At 62.8% G+C, this 17,017-nt stretch carries 23 protein-coding genes; 18 read left to right on the forward strand and 5 right to left on the reverse strand.

Annotated features, from left to right (window positions below; all coding sequences use genetic code 11):
- Positions 1–20: 20 nt before the first annotated feature.
- Positions 21–398 (reverse strand): hypothetical protein, encoded by a 378-nt coding sequence (locus tag JXQ94_RS15490; protein WP_421924676.1) that lies wholly within the window; start codon positions 396–398, stop codon positions 21–23.
- A 264-nt stretch (positions 399–662) separates the two neighbouring features.
- On the opposite strand from JXQ94_RS15490, the gene JXQ94_RS15495 reads away from it, so the two are divergent.
- Both JXQ94_RS15495 and JXQ94_RS15500 read left to right on the forward strand, forming a co-directional pair.
- Positions 663–1,805, forward strand: coding sequence for an iron-containing alcohol dehydrogenase (locus tag JXQ94_RS15495; protein WP_421924677.1), 1,143 nt, complete (start codon positions 663–665; stop codon positions 1,803–1,805).
- Complete coding sequence (locus tag JXQ94_RS15500; RefSeq protein WP_421924678.1) at positions 1,805–2,230, forward strand: acyl-CoA thioesterase; 426 nt, start codon at positions 1,805–1,807, stop codon at positions 2,228–2,230. Before JXQ94_RS15495 ends, JXQ94_RS15500 begins: the two co-directional genes overlap by 1 nt.
- A gap of 69 nt (positions 2,231–2,299) precedes the next feature.
- Here JXQ94_RS15500 and JXQ94_RS15505 read toward each other — a convergent pair whose 3' ends face one another.
- A complete protein-coding gene (locus JXQ94_RS15505; RefSeq protein WP_421924679.1) occupies positions 2,300–2,758 on the reverse strand; it encodes a nuclear transport factor 2 family protein in 459 nt (152 codons plus the stop codon).
- A gap of 182 nt (positions 2,759–2,940) precedes the next feature.
- On the opposite strand from JXQ94_RS15505, the gene zapE reads away from it, so the two are divergent.
- On the forward strand, positions 2,941–4,086 hold the full coding sequence (gene zapE / locus JXQ94_RS15510) for a cell division protein ZapE (RefSeq protein ID WP_421924680.1): 1,146 nt from the start codon (positions 2,941–2,943) through the stop codon (positions 4,084–4,086).
- Positions 4,087–4,098: 12 nt separating this feature from the next.
- Positions 4,099–4,776: an O-methyltransferase gene (locus tag JXQ94_RS15515; protein ID WP_421924681.1), complete on the forward strand. Its 678-nt coding sequence runs from the start codon at positions 4,099–4,101 to the stop codon at positions 4,774–4,776.
- Here JXQ94_RS15515 and JXQ94_RS15520 read toward each other — a convergent pair whose 3' ends face one another.
- Positions 4,777–5,256, reverse strand: coding sequence for a DUF6265 family protein (locus tag JXQ94_RS15520; RefSeq protein ID WP_421924682.1), 480 nt, complete (start codon positions 5,254–5,256; stop codon positions 4,777–4,779). It lies immediately after the preceding gene.
- Between the two features lie 59 nt (positions 5,257–5,315).
- Between JXQ94_RS15520 and JXQ94_RS15525 the strand changes: the two genes are divergently transcribed.
- From JXQ94_RS15525 to mdh, 4 genes are all read left to right on the forward strand, one after another.
- Positions 5,316–6,149 (forward strand): helix-turn-helix domain-containing protein, encoded by an 834-nt coding sequence (locus JXQ94_RS15525; protein ID WP_421924683.1) that lies wholly within the window; start codon positions 5,316–5,318, stop codon positions 6,147–6,149.
- Positions 6,150–6,214: 65 nt separating this feature from the next.
- Positions 6,215–6,676 carry a hypothetical protein gene (locus tag JXQ94_RS15530; protein ID WP_421924684.1) on the forward strand — a complete coding sequence of 154 codons (462 nt, stop codon included), beginning with the start codon at positions 6,215–6,217 and terminating at the stop codon, positions 6,674–6,676.
- Positions 6,673–6,891, forward strand: coding sequence for a helix-turn-helix transcriptional regulator (locus JXQ94_RS15535; RefSeq protein ID WP_421924685.1), 219 nt, complete (start codon positions 6,673–6,675; stop codon positions 6,889–6,891). The genes JXQ94_RS15530 and JXQ94_RS15535 overlap by 4 nt, the downstream gene beginning before the upstream one ends.
- A gap of 107 nt (positions 6,892–6,998) precedes the next feature.
- Positions 6,999–7,961 carry a malate dehydrogenase gene (mdh, locus tag JXQ94_RS15540; protein WP_295690699.1) on the forward strand — a complete coding sequence of 321 codons (963 nt, stop codon included), beginning with the start codon at positions 6,999–7,001 and terminating at the stop codon, positions 7,959–7,961.
- Between the two features lie 63 nt (positions 7,962–8,024).
- Here the strand turns inward: mdh and JXQ94_RS15545 are convergent, their stop codons facing one another.
- On the reverse strand, positions 8,025–8,540 hold the full coding sequence (locus JXQ94_RS15545) for a tryptophan-rich sensory protein (RefSeq protein WP_421924686.1): 516 nt from the start codon (positions 8,538–8,540) through the stop codon (positions 8,025–8,027).
- 206 nt (positions 8,541–8,746) lie between these two features.
- Here JXQ94_RS15545 and JXQ94_RS15550 point away from each other — a divergent pair, with 206 nt between their 5' ends.
- On the forward strand, positions 8,747–9,289 hold the full coding sequence (locus tag JXQ94_RS15550) for a GNAT family N-acetyltransferase (protein WP_421924687.1): 543 nt from the start codon (positions 8,747–8,749) through the stop codon (positions 9,287–9,289).
- Here JXQ94_RS15550 and JXQ94_RS15555 read toward each other — a convergent pair.
- Positions 9,286–10,035, reverse strand: a complete 750-nt coding sequence (locus tag JXQ94_RS15555) for a LytTR family DNA-binding domain-containing protein (protein ID WP_421924688.1) — start codon at positions 10,033–10,035, stop codon at positions 9,286–9,288. The two genes, JXQ94_RS15550 and JXQ94_RS15555, sit on opposite strands and share 4 nt — an antisense overlap.
- Before the next feature lie 135 nt (positions 10,036–10,170).
- Between JXQ94_RS15555 and JXQ94_RS15560 the strand changes: the two genes are divergently transcribed.
- The 9 genes from JXQ94_RS15560 (at position 10,171) to JXQ94_RS15600 (ending at position 16,971) form a co-directional block, all read left to right on the forward strand.
- Complete coding sequence (locus JXQ94_RS15560; RefSeq protein ID WP_421924689.1) at positions 10,171–10,635, forward strand: DUF2141 domain-containing protein; 465 nt, start codon at positions 10,171–10,173, stop codon at positions 10,633–10,635.
- A 10-nt stretch (positions 10,636–10,645) separates the two neighbouring features.
- The gene (locus tag JXQ94_RS15565) at positions 10,646–12,169 is read left to right on the forward strand and encodes a carotenoid oxygenase family protein (protein ID WP_421924690.1); all 1,524 of its coding nucleotides are present in this window, start codon (positions 10,646–10,648) and stop codon (positions 12,167–12,169) included.
- Between the two features lie 3 nt (positions 12,170–12,172).
- Entirely contained in the window at positions 12,173–12,580 is a 408-nt protein-coding gene (locus tag JXQ94_RS15570) for a DUF2306 domain-containing protein (RefSeq protein WP_421924691.1), read from the forward strand.
- A gap of 70 nt (positions 12,581–12,650) precedes the next feature.
- Positions 12,651–13,373 carry a hypothetical protein gene (locus JXQ94_RS15575; protein WP_421924692.1) on the forward strand — a complete coding sequence of 241 codons (723 nt, stop codon included), beginning with the start codon at positions 12,651–12,653 and terminating at the stop codon, positions 13,371–13,373.
- 86 nt (positions 13,374–13,459) lie between these two features.
- On the forward strand, positions 13,460–14,314 hold the full coding sequence (locus JXQ94_RS15580; protein WP_421924693.1) for a DUF1036 domain-containing protein: 855 nt from the start codon (positions 13,460–13,462) through the stop codon (positions 14,312–14,314).
- Between the two features lie 174 nt (positions 14,315–14,488).
- Positions 14,489–14,779, forward strand: coding sequence for a DUF2282 domain-containing protein (locus JXQ94_RS15585; RefSeq protein WP_421924694.1), 291 nt, complete (start codon positions 14,489–14,491; stop codon positions 14,777–14,779).
- A 50-nt stretch (positions 14,780–14,829) separates the two neighbouring features.
- Entirely contained in the window at positions 14,830–15,684 is an 855-nt protein-coding gene (locus tag JXQ94_RS15590) for a DUF692 domain-containing protein (RefSeq protein ID WP_421924695.1), read from the forward strand.
- Positions 15,677–16,438, forward strand: a complete 762-nt coding sequence (locus tag JXQ94_RS15595; RefSeq protein ID WP_421924697.1) for a putative DNA-binding domain-containing protein — start codon at positions 15,677–15,679, stop codon at positions 16,436–16,438. The genes JXQ94_RS15590 and JXQ94_RS15595 overlap by 8 nt, the downstream gene beginning before the upstream one ends.
- Positions 16,435–16,971, forward strand: a complete 537-nt coding sequence (locus JXQ94_RS15600; protein WP_421924698.1) for a DoxX family protein — start codon at positions 16,435–16,437, stop codon at positions 16,969–16,971. Before JXQ94_RS15595 ends, JXQ94_RS15600 begins: the two co-directional genes overlap by 4 nt.
- The last annotated feature ends 46 nt before the right edge of the window (positions 16,972–17,017 follow it).

Below are 17,017 nucleotides of genomic sequence, written 5' to 3' on the forward strand. Positions count from 1 at the left end.
CAGGGAAGCTGGGTGGATGGTCAGGCGGCCTGGAAACTGGCCAGCCAGTCGAGGGCAGTTTCACGATCAGTGAAGAAGCGCGCATGCGGCGGCAGTTCGATCAATTCATCGCGCACAGCCTGAGCGTAGGACTCATCCCAGACCTGCGGCACGATATAGGCACTGGGTAGCGGGCGCTCGAGCGCAAACAGGAAGTTCTCGATCATCTCGGCAGAGAGTTGCGGCGACTTCTGGCGCTCGGCGCCCAGGCAATCGGCCAGGATTGCCGTCACCTCACTGTTTCCGCTCAGTTCGCGCGCGCGCTCCGTTGCCCAACCGGCTTCGCGTCGCGTCGCTTGCCCACTGGCCTTGATTTCAACGACACTTCCGCCGTCGATAAGGGTAACCCGCACCGTCATACTCGAACACCTAACACGTAATTGTTTTTCTTGCCGACCCAAACTAGATTTCTTGAACGCTGTTCGCCAGTATTTCAAAATGAGCAGTTGGTTCGAAATCGCTCGGCATGACAGGCTATGTGCCCGGTTAACCAACCAAGTTCAATCAATTCAAAAGCGTAGAAAATGAACGTTAAACTGCGATCTTTCCTGCCCTTGCCAAGGGCGTTTCATTAGGACATGGAAAACATACCGTTAACTGTAATCCGGCGTTGAGAGTCCAAAATGGCCACATTCCAGTTCCGAACCGTTCCGCATATCCACTCCGGGCGGGGTGCGTCCGGCCAGCTGGCCGGGATTGCCGCGCCGCTTATGGCCGGGGTGGAGCGCGTTGTGCTTGTCACCGACAACGGCGTGCGCCAGTTCGGCCTGATCGACAGCACGCTCGACGGGCTGGACGCTGCCGGTTGCTCGGTTCTCGTGATCGATGATGTCGTGGCCGACCCGCCGGAAGACATGGTGCTCGCCGCGACCGCGCGGGCGCGCGAGTTCGGGGCGCAGCTGGTGATCGGCTTTGGCGGCGGATCGTCGATGGACACGGCCAAGCTGGTGGCCCTGCTTCTCGGTTGCGACCAGCCGCTTGCGGACATGTATGGCGTCAACCAGGTCAAGGGCGCTCGCCTGCCGCTCATTCTCATGCCGACGACGGCGGGTACCGGGTCCGAAGTGACGCCGATCTCGGTGGTCACCGTTGGCGAGACCTCGAAGATGGGGGTCAATGATCCGGTTCTCTATGGCGATCTGGCCGTGCTCGATGCCGAGCTCACACTCGGCCTGCCGCGTCACGTCACGGCGGCGACCGGTATCGACGCCATGGTGCACGGGATCGAGGCCTATACCTCTGCCATCGAGAAAAATCCGGTCTCCGACGCCCTGGCCCTGGCCGGGTTGAAGAAGCTGCATGGGGCAATCGAGCGGGCCTGTCTGGATGGGTCCGATATCGAGGCGCGCGAGGACATGCTGCTCGGGGCCCTGCTGACCGGCCAGGCTTTTGCCAATGCGCCGGTCGGCGCGGTCCATGCGCTGGCCTACCCGCTGGGCGGGATTTTCCATGTCCCGCATGGCCTCTCAAACTCGCTCATGCTGCCGCCAGTGCTGCGCTATAATGCGACCAGTGCCGAGCCGCTCTATACCCAGCTGGCGGCCCATCTCGATCTGGCGGGCGCTTCGACCGATGCGCTGGTCACCGAAATGGAGCGGATTGCGGACGTGGTTGGCATTGAAACCCGCCTGACGCAGGTGGGAGTTTCGCACAATGACCTGCCGCGTCTTGCCGAAGATGCGATGAAGGTTGAGCGCCTGTTGAAGAATAATCCGCGTCCGATGACGCTCGAGGCGGCCCAGGCCTGCTATGAGGCCGTGCTGTGATGGAAAAACGGACACGCGACGCCTATCCCCGCTTTCGCGCCCTGCCGACCCGCTGGGCCGACAACGACATTTACGGCCATATCAATAATGCGGCCTATTACGGCTTCTTCGACACGGCGGTGAATAGCTTCCTGATCGAGGAGGCCGGGCTTGATATCCATGCGGGCCGTGTGATCGGTCTGGTGGTGGAGACCGGCTGCAATTATTTTGCGCCGCTCGCCTATCCGGAAACCGTGGAAGCCGGTGTGCGCGTCGCACGGCTGGGCAATTCCTCGGTCAGCTATGAGATCGGCCTGTTCAGATTGGGGGAAGACCAGCCTGCGGCCCAGGGGCGATTTGTCCATGTTTATGTGGACAGGGAGACGCGTCGACCCGTCTCCCTGCCTGATGCCATGCGGCAAGCGCTCGAGATTATCCGGATATGAGAGAAGGGGCCGGGGGCCCTGTCAGGCAATCCGCAGCTGTTGTGCCCGTCATCGATCGTCAGGCGATGGTCACTCGCCGTGCAGGAACAAGGCAGAAGTCTTGGACTGGATCATCCAGCGCTGATCGACCTGGTACAGGATGAAGTAGTCAATGAATGTGCGGGTCTCGCCGGCAAGCTCGAACTTCACGAATGCCATCTGGTCGCCGACAATATCGAGGGTCAGTATCCGACCGGAATTGGGACTCGAGAGGGGGCCGTCAGCGCGGGCCGCGAAGTCTGAGAGTGACATTGCGACAACCGTGTCTCCGTCATCACTGCGCCGGACATAGGCGAACTGGCCATTCTCGAGATTGAAAGCCTGCCCAAGCCGGTCCGGGTCACCCGCCTGGCGGCCCCAGAAATAGTCGGCGATCACCGCCCGGATCTCATCTTCGGCCGCACTCAGCGCCGAGCCGTCATCAACCGGTTGGGCGCTGGCAAGCGCTGGCGCCATGATCAAAGTGATGGCCAACACAAAAATTCTCATGATTCAAACTTCCTCGCAGGGCCCCACCCGAGACCTCCATTTCTAGCGAGTCGCGGATTGGTCGACAGATGTGTTCCGCAGCAGGGCGTTCACGATGCTGTGTCTCGCGCCCTGCTGCCGGCTCCGTCCAAGCGGGTGTCAGGCATTGACCTGAGCACGCGCAGCACTCAACCCTTCCATACATGACGACGCCCCTGACTGCCCTGCGCCATCGTGTCGAAACTGGTGTGCTGAACCCGGACCCGCAACAGGAGCGGGCGGCAATTGTGCTGACCGAGCTCGCTGATCGGATCGCCGCTTGGCGCCCTGATCGCAAAAGACTGTTTGGCAAGCCTGATCCGGCTCCTCGTGGCCTTTATCTGTGGGGTGGGGTCGGACGCGGCAAATCCATGTTGATGGACCTGTTCGTCGACCATGCGCCCATCGACGCCCGACGCCGCGTTCACTTCCATGAATTCATGCAGGACGTGCATGCGCGCATCGCGGAGTGGCGGGGGCTTTCAAGAGATGCGCGGCGCAAGCGCTCCGAGTATGTCAGGAGCGCCGGCGACGACCCGATTCCGCCCGTTGCCAAGGCGATCGCCGCGACGGCGCGCCTCCTGGCCTTTGACGAATTCCAGGTCACCGATATCGCCGACGCCTCGATCCTGGGCCGCCTCTTCGAGCAATTCTTCCAGCGCGGCGTTGTGGTCGTGGCGACATCCAATCGTCACCCGGACGATCTCTACAAGAATGGCCTCAACCGACAGCGCTTCCTGCCGGTGATCGAGATGCTCAAGGACCGGCTCGACATCATGGAGCTGGATGGCGGGACGGACTTCCGTCTGCGCCAACTGGAAGCGGCACCGGTCTATTACACGCCACTTTCTGCGGATGCGGAGCTGGCCATGAACAAGGCCTGGGAGCGTCTGACCTCGGGCGCCGTGCCGCAGCACTGCGTGCTCGATGTGAAGGGGCGGAGCCTGCCAGTCGAGCGCGAGGCGGCCGGCGTGGCCCGCTTCACGTTCTCCGAGCTCTGCGCACGCCCGCTCGGGCCGGCCGACTATCTCACACTGGCGGACCGGTTCCACACTGTACTGCTGGAATACGTGCCGAAATTATCGCCAGACAAGCGCAATGAGGCCAAACGCTTCGTGACCTTGATCGATGCGCTTTATGAGGCCCGTACAAAGCTGGTCATGAGTGCGGATGCCGAGCCGGTTGACCTTTATCCCGACGGCGATGGGGCGTTCGAGTTCGAGCGCACCGCGTCTCGCCTGATGGAAATGCGAACGCATGACTATCTCGCCGCCCAGCGCCGCGAGCGCGAAGGCAACGACCCGCAATAGAAGGAAATGCCAATGTCACGGTCCATCGGTCTGTCGCCGGAGCTCGTCGATTATGTGCGCGGCGCCAATCGGTCGGAGCATCCGGCCCTTGCGCGGTGCCGGGCGGAGACTGACGCCATGGGCGATGTCTCGCGCATGCAGATATCGCCGGAACAAGGCGCTTTCCTGCAGATGTGCGCGCGCCTGGTATCGGCTCGTACGGCGGTGGAAGTCGGTGTTTTCACTGGCTACTCCGCTCTCGCAACGATGCTGGCCATGCACGACATGCATGGCGATGCCGCCCGTCTGATCGGGTGCGACATTTCCGAAGATTATACCGGAAAGGCGCGCGGATACTGGGACGAGGCCGGTGTCAGTGAGCAGATCGAGCTTCGTATCGGTGATGCCCGCGAGACGCTCGCCGAGTTGATTGCCACCCGCGCCGGCGCTGTCGACATGGTTTTTATTGATGCGGACAAGACCGGCTATGATGCCTATTACGAAGCTGCATTGGAGCTCGTGCGACCGGGCGGATTGATCCTGTTTGACAATGTCCTGTGGGGCGGGGACGTCGTCGACGCCGCACATGTCGCGGAAGACCCGGATACCGCAGCCCTGGTGGCGCTTGCTGCAAAACTGCGGGCTGATGCGCGGGTGGATATCGCCTTCACAGCCCTGGGCGACGGGATTTTGATGGCGCTGAAGCGGTGATCAATCGGTTACGCGCTGCCACACGAAGCGCATGGCCTGCTCGCCGGACGTGTCGGAAATCGTTGCACTCAGCCTGTCACCCTCTCGCCGGTATTGAATGACCTGGGGAAAATCATGGTCGGGATTTTCGAACCGGACATGGTGGTCGCTGTGCTCGGTCAGGGCGAAACAGGTCGCCGCACCCCCGCCGGGCTGGGCGCAATAGCGGGTCTGTTCGTCCGACACCTCGATGCGCAGGAATTCGAATCCAACCGCGCGCCCTCCCACTTGCGTCCGGTTGACCCCGAGCAGGAGGCCGCCATCGCCATCCGACCAGATTTCCTCAATCAGCGGGTCGCCGTCGGTGCTGGTCCAGTGACCGGCCATCCAGTCCAGTTCGGGCGTCTGGCCATCGGCCGCCATGAGCGGCGAACAGGCTAGGAGGAGGCTCGCCGAGGCCGTGGCTGCGAGGGTGAGCGGGGCGGGGACAGAAAGGGACATGACAGCGTTTCCTGGTCGGCGTGGGTCCTTATTGACACGCGCTTTGCCCGCCGTCTTGAATGAACCGGACAGGGGGCGATATGGGCCAGGCCGATTATCACTATGAGCCCGCCGGACCGGACCTGGCTGACCGGGTCGAGGCGGTCTGGCACTTGCGCCATGACGGCGACGAGGCCCCGCAATTCATCGCGCCGGACGGGGCTTGCGAAATCATCCTTCACCGCGCCACGCCGCCGCTGGAACTGCGCGAACGCCGCTGGACGCGACAGGATGAGGCCTTTCTCTACGGTCCCCTGGACCGGGTTCTGAAGTTGCAGCAAACCGGTGCCATGGATGTCTTGGGCATCCGACTGCGCCCCTGGGCGCTGGGGGCGCTGGGTTCCCGGCCAGCCCGCTGGCGCAATCGTGCGGTGCCGCTGGCCGAGATAATCGGTACCGGCCCGGCCTGTGAGCTTCTCTCGCATGCGCGCCAGGCGGCCCACCCCTCGGCCTTCTGGGTGTCTGCCGCCGCGTTACTGGACCGGACTCTGCCGCACAGTGAGGCCCTGACAGCGGGGCGTGAACTCGTTGAGGTTCTTGAGAGCGGAGCGGAGACCAAGACAGCGGGCCTGGCGCGGCGCTTCGGCGTGACCGAACGCACGGTCAGTCGCCGTTTCGAACGGGCTTGCGGCCTGACGGCCCGCGCCATGGTTCGCATTGTCCGCTTCCACCATGCCCGGGACGCCATCAAGCGCGGTATCGACCTCGTCGAGGTCGCGGACATGGCGGGCTATGCCGACCAGGCGCACATGACCCGGGAGTTTCGGCATTTCGCCGGGATCACGCCGGTTCCGGCACGGCAGCCGGCAGCATATGACGTCTTTTATGCGCAGCGGAACGGGAATGAAATGTAACCTTGACGACACTCAATGTCACCTATAGGTAACTTGTAACGCAAAGGTTACAAGGAGGTGCCGTCATGGAAGATCAGGTGTCCAAACTCATCCGCCAGCGCGACCGGGTTCTCACGCTGGCAGCCGTCAGCTTCGTATTCTGGCAGGGTGCGCAGCTCGCTCAAAACATTGCGCAGGAAGGCGGCTGGGAGCTCGGGCCCTTCAACCTGGTGGTCCAGCTTGTTCTCCTCGCGGGCGCACTTGGCTGGGCGGGCGCGTCCTTCCTGTTTCTGCTCTATGCCAGCCGGGTGCAGCGCACCAGGACGCAATCGGTCATCCAGGACGAGCTGTTCTGCCACAATCAGCGCATCGCGATCCGTTTCGGTTTCATGGCACTCATTGCCGCGACGTCGCTCTTGCTCGCGGCCGATCTGTTGATTGACTTCTCCGCGACGGTCGCGCTGCGCGCCTTGCTGATCATTGGCATCACGGCGCCGTTGGTGACCTTCCTGGTTCTGGGTCGGGACGATCTGGAGGATGAAGCGTGACCAGCGAGCTGGCCAACACGCTGAAGGCGTTGCGGGCTCGTGAGGGCCTTACCCAGGCCGAGCTGGCGGCTCGCGTCGGTGTCACACGCAAGACCATCAATACCGTCGAGAACCGGGTCTTCGTGCCATCGACCATTCTCGCTTTGAAGCTGGCTGCCGCGCTCTCCGTGCCGGTTGAGGATATCTTCAGTCTGGAGCCGTCCGGGGAGGGCTGAGCACGGCTCCGAACCGGGTGCGGCTATAACACCGCCTTGCCGAAGCCGCCGCGCAGCGCTAGACCGCTGGCCAAGTGCTTGAACACCCCCACAAGAGGAGCTCCCCCATGGCCCGTAACAAGATTGCGCTCATCGGATCCGGTATGATCGGTGGCACCCTGGCTCACATCGCGGCACGTGAAGAACTGGGCGATGTCGTCCTGTTCGACATTGCGGAAGGCGTGGCCAAGGGCAAGGCGCTGGACATTGCTGAAGCCAGCCCGGTATTCGGCAAGGATTCCAAGCTCGCCGGTGCGGATGACTATGCCGCCATTGCCGGCGCCGACGTCTGCATCGTCACGGCCGGCGTGCCGCGCAAGCCGGGCATGAGCCGTGATGATCTTCTGGGCATCAATCTGAAGGTCATGAAGTCTGTTGGCGAAGGTATCGCCAAGCACGCTCCGGACGCGTTCGTCATCTGCATCACCAACCCGCTCGACGCGATGGTCTGGGCGCTGCGTGAATTCTCGGGCATGCCGCACAACAAGGTCGTCGGCATGGCCGGCGTGCTCGACAGTGCGCGTTTCCGTCACTTCCTCGCCGACGAGTTCGAGGTCTCGGTCGAGGATGTCACGGCCTTCGTGATGGGCGGGCATGGCGACACGATGGTGCCGCTGCTGCGCTATTCCACCATCGCCGGCATTCCGGTCCCGGACATGGTCAAGATGGGCTGGTCGACCGACGAGAAGATGGACGCCATCATCGACCGTACCCGCAAGGGCGGCGGCGAGATCGTGGCGCTTCTCGGCACCGGTTCGGCTTTTTATGCCCCCGCCGAGAGTGCGATCGACATGGCAGTCTCTTATCTGCGCGATAAGAAGCGCATCCTGCCATGCGCCGCTTATCTGACCGGACAGTTCGGCCAGGACGACCTCTATGTTGGCGTCCCGGTTGTGATTGGCGCTGGCGGTGTCGAGAAAGTGGTCGAGATCGAGCTCAATGCCGACGAACAGACCATGTTCGATAATTCTGTTGAGTCGGTTAAAGGCCTGGTCGCGGCCTGCAAGGGCCTCGAGCCGTCGCTCGGCTAGGCGGCTGACCGCCTGTCTCTTGGCAAAAGCCGTCGCCTGTCCGGGCGGCGGCTTTTTTCGTGACTAGAGTCCACCTGCGAAGTTTCCGGCCGAGTTCAGGCGCATGAATTCGAAGCCGAGAACCAGCATGGCGGTGACCCAGGCAAAGGGAATCCACAAGAGGACGCCGGCAGCGCTTGAAGCCCGACCGACAATCCCGGCAGCGAAGAGCGTATAGACCCACATGGCCATGGCGGCGAGGAAACCGAGCGCCGGGTCCCTCAGGCCGAAGAAAACGCAGACCTGTGTCGCCATGCCGGCGAGCAGGAGGGCAATCAGCAGGCTGCAGAGCAGGCGCATCCCATCCCTGCCATTGCGTTGCATGATCCACAGGGCAATGACGGCAAAGGCAGGAATAAACAGGCCGACGAGGTTCACGAGGCCGAAGCTGGGTGCCCAGTTTGGCGCGGTCAGTGTGCGCGCCCAGTCCATGCCGCCGGTCGCATGCAGCCAGCCGGACAGCCCGCCCGACAGCGAAGCTGCGCCGACCAGATAGACCAGAAGGGTAATGACGCCCGGACCGTGCCGCTTGTCAGCCATGGATACGACTACTCACTCGAATTTGCTCTCACCTTCCCGGCTGCAAGAATTGATCCATCTTGCGGCACATGAGACCGTTTCAACCCATAGGCCATCCCAAGGCGGCCAGAATGCGGCGGGCAGCTGCCTGCCGCCATTCGGATCGCGTGGAACCTGTTTCCGGAAATTCACTTGACCGGTTGCGCTGCTCTGCCCCCATTGGTGCCATGAGCCAGATCATTCTCGAGACCGAACGTCTCATATTGCGCCAGCCCGACCTGTCCGATTTCGAACCGCTTTGTGAACTCATGGCGGACGAGGAAGCCACGCGGTTCATTGGCGGTCAGCAGGAGCCTGCGCATGTCTGGCGAGGCCTGTGCGGAATTGTTGGCCATTGGGCCCTGCGTGGATACGGCTTCTACTCTGTCATCGAGAAAAAGAGCGGGGCCTGGCTCGGTCGGATCGGACCCTGGTATCCGCATGGCTGGCCGCAGCCTGAAGTGGGTTGGTCCCTCAATCGATCAACCTGGCGAAAGGGATATGCGACGGAAGCAGCAGCAGCTTGTCTCGACGATGTGTTCAATCGGCTGGAATGGCGCGATGTGATCCATCTGATCCATGAGGACAATGCGCCCAGTCAGGGCGTCGCCCGCAAGCTCGGCTCGCGCGATCTGGGCCACGATGTCCCGGTCGCCGGCTTCGACATGATCGTGGATGTGTGGGGTCAGAGCGCGGCGGAATGGCGCGAGCACCGCAAGCTGTTGCTCTAATACCAGCCCGCTTCGCGCAATTTGGGCGCATAGGTACGGCTGACGGGAGCCTCTATGGCGCCGCTCAGGATCAGCCTGGCCCGGCCGTCCCCGCGCTCGACACGCGCCACCGCATCGCGCGCCACCCACCAGGATCGGTGTGTCCGTGCACCGTCGAGACGGTCGGCGGCAGCGATCGCATCACTCAATCGCATCAGGATGAGAGCCTCACCCCTGTCGGTGTGTACGCGCAGGTAATGATCCTCGGCGGCCATCGCGATCAGTCGGGCCTGCCTCAAGTGGTGGGGGAGTTTGTCGGTCAGCGTGCGACTCGCCACTGGTGGCCCGGGCTCATCGGGCGCCCGGCGGCTTCGATCCGTCAGAATCGAGATGGTCACAACGGCCGCGGAGATGACCCATACGAAGAAGAAGACAATTGGTGTGTTCGCCAGCTGGAAGGGCGTGCCGATCAGTGCCTGGATGGCGGTGACGGCCAGGAGGACGGGAAGGCTGATCAGCACGGACAGGGCCAGACCGGTCGCAACGCGGGGCCAGTCCGGCAGGTAGCGGTCAAACAGCCACGTAAAGAGCGATCCCGATCCCCAGCCCAGCGCCATGAGGCCGGTCCAGTAGAACCAGACACCCGGAACCCCGAAATTGTGTGAGTTATAGGGGCCCAGAATGGACAGGAAGGTCCCGAGGGCCAGGATCGCGGCGATGTTCACCAGCAGGGGTCTCAGTCGTTTGAGCGTCATGGTCACCGTCATTCACGAAGCGCGAATGAACACCTAGCGCAATTCGCGAAGCCTGGCAGCCCGTTTGCGCAAACGCGGTCGCGCCGGCCCGGCAGGTCGTTCATCACGTCTTTCGAACAGGCCGGACGCCCCGGCTGCCAAGGAGTGATGATGATGAACACCATGAACACCATGAAGATGATGACAAAGACCCTGCTGTCCACCGCTGCCTTGGCCGCGAGCCTGTCAGGCCTGTCGGGCGCCGAAGAGAGCCGTGCGGCCCTGACCCTCGAGATCGCCGGCGTCGCCCCGTCTGAAGGCTTCGTGATGATTGGCCTCTATGACAGCGAGACGTCCTGGGACTCCGGAAATGCCGTTGCCGGTACACGCGCTGAAGTGTCCGGTGACCAGGTGGTGGCAGTTTTTGATGACCTGCCAGCCGGCCGATACGGCGTGAAAATGTATCACGACGTGAATGCCAATGGTGAGATGGACACCAATCTCATGGGCATTCCCAGCGAGCCTTTTGCCTTCTCCAACAATGCCCGTGGCCGCTTCGGTCCGCCGAATTGGGATGCTGCAGTCTTCGACGTCGCGACTGACGGCACCATTCACGTCATCCGCTTCGAATAGGGAGAACGCAATGACCGCCCTGTCACGCCGAGACGCGCTCCAGCTCATTGCCGCCGCAGGTGGCGCCGCCGCACTGAATGCCCCGGCCTTCGCCCGCCAGGGTGACCCGGTTTTCCTGGACTATCAGACCGCAGCCGCGAACGATCCCTGGACATTGATCGTCCGGGACGCGCCGGTCGCCGGCTTCGAAAGTCAGGCCGAGCTGATCTCGGGCCAGGTTCCCGATGGGTTCGCCGGCACGCTTTTTCGCAATGGCCCGGGCCGCTTCTCGCGACAGGACTGGCGTTACCGCCACTGGTTTGACGGTGATGGTTTTCTGCAATCCTGGCAGATCGGCCCGGACGGTGTGCATCATCGCGGTCGTTTCATCGAGACCGACAAATGGCAGGCCGAGGAAGCGGCAGGCCGCTTCATCGTCCCGGCTCTCGGATCGGTTCCCCCTCAACCGGGCGGCCTGACCGGGCCGGACGACATGAATGTCGCCAATACGTCGGTCATTCTGCTCGGAGACGAGCTTCTGGCCTTGTGGGAAGGCGGATCCGCTTGGTCAATCGATCCCGATACCCTGGCCAGTCAGGGTGCGCGGCGCTGGGGCAATGGTCTCGATGGTGTCCCCTTCTCCGCCCACCCCAAGCGGGAGCCGGAAACCGGCATCGTCTGGAATTTCGGCCAGGACGCACCTGGCGCCCGCATGATCCTCTGGAAGGTGGCGCCGGACGGCAGGCTGCTCGATGCGGGGCTTCTCAATGATGTTCCCGGCGGGATGGTGCATGACTTCGTGATCACCGAGCATTCGCTGGTTTTCCTGGTCGGCAGTTACCGGTTCGATCAGATGCGTTTGCCTTTCATCGAGAGTTTCGGGTTCGACGAGGACGCTCCGATGGTGGCGATTGCGGTCGACAAGAATGACTGGTCTGTCCGCAGGACCTGGGAATTGCCTCCCGGCTTCCTCTTCCATTTCGGTGGCGCCTGGGAGGAGGCGGATGGCACGATCCGGCTTGACGCAGCCCTGTCTCAGGACGCCCGTTTCGCCATGGCAGGCGCGTATGATGTCATGCGGGGTCAGGCCGAAACCGAGACCGATTCCCAGAGTCGTCACATGCTGGTAACGCTTGCACCGGGTGGGCGTAGTCGCGTCGAGCCGCTGGGGGCGGGCTATATCGAGTTTCCGCAGATCGACCCCCGCCTGACCGGCTTGCGGCGCAATGATACCTGGCACATCGCCTGGGATGCCGACCAGCCGCGGGGTGCGACTCGGATCGAGCGACGCAATCTGCACACCGGCGCCCATGATGCGTTCGATCACGGTCCGAATGTCTATGTCGAGGAACCGTTGTTTATTCCGGCGGCGCCTGATGCGCCGGAAGGTCAGGGCTGGATCCTTCACACGGCCCTCAATGCCAATGCCCGTCGCACGGAACTGCATGTGTTCAATGCCGGTCATCTGTCTGACGGCCCGGTAGCCAGCTGGCAGCTCGGCTATGCTTGCCCGTTTGGCTTCCATGGCTGCTGGCGCTCGGGACGCCAGGTCTGAGCCATGAATATTGAGGCCTTCACCGATGCACCCTGGCTCATCCAAATCCATGCTCTGTGTGCCCTGACCGCTTTCGCCATCGGCCTGATCCAGTGGCTGGGCCCCAAGGGACAGCTCCCGCATCGGCTGCTTGGCATGACATTTGTCGCCCTGATGACCGCAACCGCCGTGAGCGCCTTTTTCATCCGTCAGATCAATGATGGCGCCTTCTCCTGGATCCACATATTTGTCCCGGTTACCCTTGTCGGCCTGACCGGGCTGGTGTGGAGCGTTCGCCGTGGTGATCTCGCGGCTCATCGCAAGAATGCGACCTCGCTTTTCTTCGCGGCACTGATCATCCCCGGCCTGTTCGCCTTTCTCCCGGGGCGCTTGATGTTCACGACGGTTATTGGCGCCACTTTCGGGAGTTAATGTGCCGGAAAGGCTGTCGACACGGGCGACGTGAAAGCGTTCCCCTCCCGGCTTGGGCGTTGGGAGATGAATGATGAAGATGACCTGCCTTGCCGCCGTGTCCGCGGCGGCCCTTGCCAGTTTTCCCGCTCAGGCCCAGCCTGGCGATTGGTGGTCCCGGCTTGATCCGGAGCGCCTGGCTGGAGGCGAAATCCATCTTGAACTCCAGTACGAAGGCGAGACTGACGGATTCATGCGCTATGGCTGGCGCACCGAGGGCGATGATATCGTCTTGTATGACCGGACCATGTGGGCCTCTGGCGAGGTCTACGAGACAATGGAAGTGCGGATGCGTCGGGACGGTCTTGCCCCTGTCTCGAGCGATATCAGATTTCACCAGGGCGCCAATTACTACGTCTTCGACATCGACTTCGAGCCGGGCTCCGCTGCGGGCAGCGTCCAGATCGTGCAGCCGGCGTCCGGAGTCAGTTCTCAGCCGCTTTCGTCCGACCTGACGGATGGCACCATCCTGCGCGCCAGCTATTTCCTCGTCGCCGCCGCGTTCCCGTTTGAGATCGGAGACAGCGTGTCGCTCAACTGGTTCGCCACGATGAGCAATACGGAAGAGGCCGTGACCCTGACCGCTATTGGTGAGGCTGATGTCGAGACCCCGGCCGGCGTGTACCGGACCCTTCATATCGAGCAGCGCGGTGGCACGCCGCCGAATGATATCTACATCGACCGCGAAAGCGGCCGGATAGTCCGGATCGATGTTGGTGGTCAGCCCATGAGTTTCGTTGCGCCGGCAGAGTGATATGAGAAACGCTTCAGGGTGGCATTGCTGGAATTGACCACGCAGGCCGGTTTTGCGAGGTCTTTGAGGTCGCTATGGAGCTTGTGATGCGTTCGACCCGGATTTCTCTCGTCGTCCTGTTTGCCACGGCCATGCTGTCCGGTCTGACCGGCGTGGCCGCGGCCCAGCGCGATGTGCTGCTGAATGTTTGCAACGATACCGGCTTCAGTGTTGCCATTGCGGCCGCCTATCGGACAACGCCCAGTGAGAACCGGACCCTGCGCAGCTGGTTTCTGGTGGAGCCTGCGGCCTGCCTTCAGGGCGCCGTGAACAATGTCGTTGGCGACAGCGTCGACCTGCATGTGATGTCAGGCGAATGGCGCTGGCCCGCGCGGGCCGGCGATGCGGTCTACTGCACGCCAGCCAATTCGACCTTCGCCCTCGCGACCGGCGCGCCATGCCGGGCCGGTCAGGAAGCTCGCACTTTCGTGCGCTTGCCCGTGATGGCCAGTCGGCACCGCGGCGTGGGGCAAGCCGATTACAGGGTCCGGTGCAGTGACCTGAACGAGTCGGATGCGGATTTGTGCGTTGGCGCGCCGCGCGATGAACGCGGCCTCGCTCAGACCGTACGCACGCTTGAAGTCTGCCAAACCGGTCAACAGGACTCGGATACGGTTGTTCTGGTTTCGAGACCTGATGGCGGTTTCGAGATCGCGGCGAGGCAGACTGTTCCCGCTGCAGGGTGTGCCGATATCTACCGTGGGTTTCCGCCCGACCAGACCATCCTTGTCGGTGGCGTTGGTGATCTCAATGACGATGCGATCGGTCGGTTCTGCCTCACAGGCGACGATCAAGCCGTCGTCCAGGCAGCGGAAGATGGCTGCGGCGAGGCGGCCTGGATAACGCCGGAGAGACACGTCTTTCGCAGCAATGTCTCGCGCTTCACCGCCTTCCTCCGATAATGCCGCTCACAGTCTCCTGACGAAATGAAGAGGTCGGGCTGACGGGAGGTCACGCGAAGGTGACGGCCTGCGCGACCACGTGATTGGCGTGTTGTGCGATCGGGCGTCAATGTCGGGGTGTCCGGGCGGTCAGAAGGCCGTTCCGGCTGTCACCCAAGCTGGAGATCGCACACGATGAAAGCCCCCACGCGTACCACTGCCCTTGCCGCATCCGCGCTGGCCCTGTCCCTGTCAGGGGCCGCGGCCGAGGCGAGCATGTCCACTACGACCGACGAGATGGAGCAATGCTACGGCATCGCGCTTGCCGGCGAGAATGATTGTGCCGCAGGCCCCGGAACATCCTGCGCCGGGACGTCCACAGTCGACTACCAGGGTAATGCCTGGACCTATGTGCCCGAGGGGACATGTGAGTCGATCCAGACGCCGTATGGAACGGGATCCCTGGCGCCCGTCGAACGACCCTGATTCAAAGGTCAGGGGGTTGGTCTCGCCGACCCCTTGTGAGGCTGTCCGTCATGGCGCTCCCCGACATCCCCCCCGTCGCAGGCATTAGCCTGAAGCCCGAACATTTCCGTTCGGCGCTGGAGGCGCGGGCGGACGGCCTCTGGTTCGAGATTCACCCGGAAAACTACATGTCGGATGGCGGTCCGCGCCTTCGCTGGCTGGACGCGATCCGTGAGAGTCATCCGCTCAGCCTGCACGGTGTCGCCATGTCGCTTGGTGGACCCGACCGCCCCGATCCGCAGCATCTCGCAAACTGGGCGCGGCTGATCGAACGCTATGAGCCGGTGTTGATTTCAGAGCATCTGGCCTGGTCAGCGCTGGACGATGTCTGGTTCCCCGACCTTCTCCCGGTCCCGATGACCCGGTCGGCGCTGGACCGGTTCTGTCGCAATGTCGATATCATGCAGACCGCTCTGGGTCGGCAGGTCCTGATCGAGAATCCGGCGCGCTATGTTCGGTTCGAGGGCGATGGCGATGAGGCGGATTTCCTTGCCGAGACGGTCCGGCGGACCGGTTGCGGCCTCCTCCTGGACGTCAACAACCTTTACGTCGGATCGCGTAATATCGACCTCGATGTCCAGGATTGGCTGCGCCGAATTCCGGCGGAAGCCGTGGGTGAAATTCACCTGGCGGGACATGAGGTGGATACGGGGCTGGGCGAGCCGGTATTGATTGATACCCATGGCGGGCCGGTCGCCCAACCGGTCTGGCGCCTGTTTGAAACCGTCATTGCCCTGATCGGCCCACGACCGACGCTGATCGAACGCGACACGGACCTGCCAGCCTTCGGGGAGCTCATCGCCGAACGAGACCGGGCAGCGCGCCGCCTGATGCCGGTCGAGCGCTCCGTGGTCGCCCATGTCTAGGCAATTCTATGATGGGTTCGCCGATCTTGTGAACGGGGCCGCATCCGAGCCGATGGCGCTCCGCCTTGAGCGTCCCGGGCAGGCAGGTCGGCTGGCCGTTTATCGCAACAATGTCGCGAGCGCCGCGATCGAAGCCTTGCGTGCCGCCTATCCTGTTGTGAATGCGGTCACCGGTTCGCGCTTCTTTTCGCCGATGGCCAAGGCCTTCTGGCGGCGCTGCCCGCCGCGAACCCGGGGCCTGTCTGGATATGGCGATGGTTTTGCCAATCATGTTGCCGGATATCAGCCCGCACGGATGCTGCCCTACCTCGCAGACATCGCTCGCCTCGATCGGGCCTGGATCGAGGCGCATCACGCGGCGGATGGCCATGTCTGCCGACCCGCGCAGGTGGCGGCTCTCTCGCCGGCCAGTCTCGCAGAACTCACCCCTGGCCTTCACCCGTCGGCGCGATTGCTCGATCTGTCCTGGCCGATCCACGATATCTGGCAGCGGCACCGGTCCGGTCAAAGCATCGAGCGGGATCTGCGTCTGGCTGCGGAGGCGCAGTCTGTTCTGGTCTGGCGCCCGTATGGCGATGTCCGGTCGGTCGTTCTCGATCCGGGTTCCGCCTGTTTCCTTGCCAGTCTCAATGAAGGCAAGGCGCTCGCCAGTGCGAGTGAGCACACGCTTGTCCGATACCCCGATTTCGACCCGGCCGCTGCTTTCGGGGCTGCGCTCAGTGCCGGCTATCTGTCCGGAGCATTATTGCCATGAAAACGATCCAGAGCCCGCGAGCCTGGCATGTTGCCGTGTTCGACTTCCTGTCAGCGCGGTTGGCGCCTGACTTTCTTCCTTTGCTCGCGCGATTGGCGTTGGCCGGGATATTCTGGCGCTCCCTGCTTACCAAGGTGAGCACCGTCAAGCTGTTCACCTATACCGAGCTGATCAATGATTTCCCGGTCGAGCGCGCCCGCATGCGCTTGCCCGAATTGCCACTCGACCTGAAGGCAGCGACCCTGCACCAATTCCGCACCGATTTCGCGCTGCCGCTTCTGCCGCCGGAGTGGGCAGCGTGGATGGCGACGCTGGCTGAATTCGTGATTCCCATCGCGCTCATACTGGGCGTCGCGACCCGGTTGGGCGCACTCGCGCTTGTTGGCATGACACTGGTGATCCAGGTCTTCGTCTTTCCGGAAGCCTGGTGGAGTACGCATGCCCTCTGGGTGGTGATCGGGCTGTATCTGGCCGTCAACGGCCCCGGGCGTGTGTCTCTGGACCATGCCGCGCGCCGCGTTTTCGCGCCTTAGGTGCGTTCGATTGCGCCAGATTGATGGCTGCGGCATGGTCGTTCGG

Origin of the sequence: Maricaulis maris, from assembly GCF_049116555.1 — a bacterium.
Taxonomy (GTDB): domain Bacteria; phylum Pseudomonadota; class Alphaproteobacteria; order Caulobacterales; family Maricaulaceae; genus Maricaulis; species Maricaulis maris_C.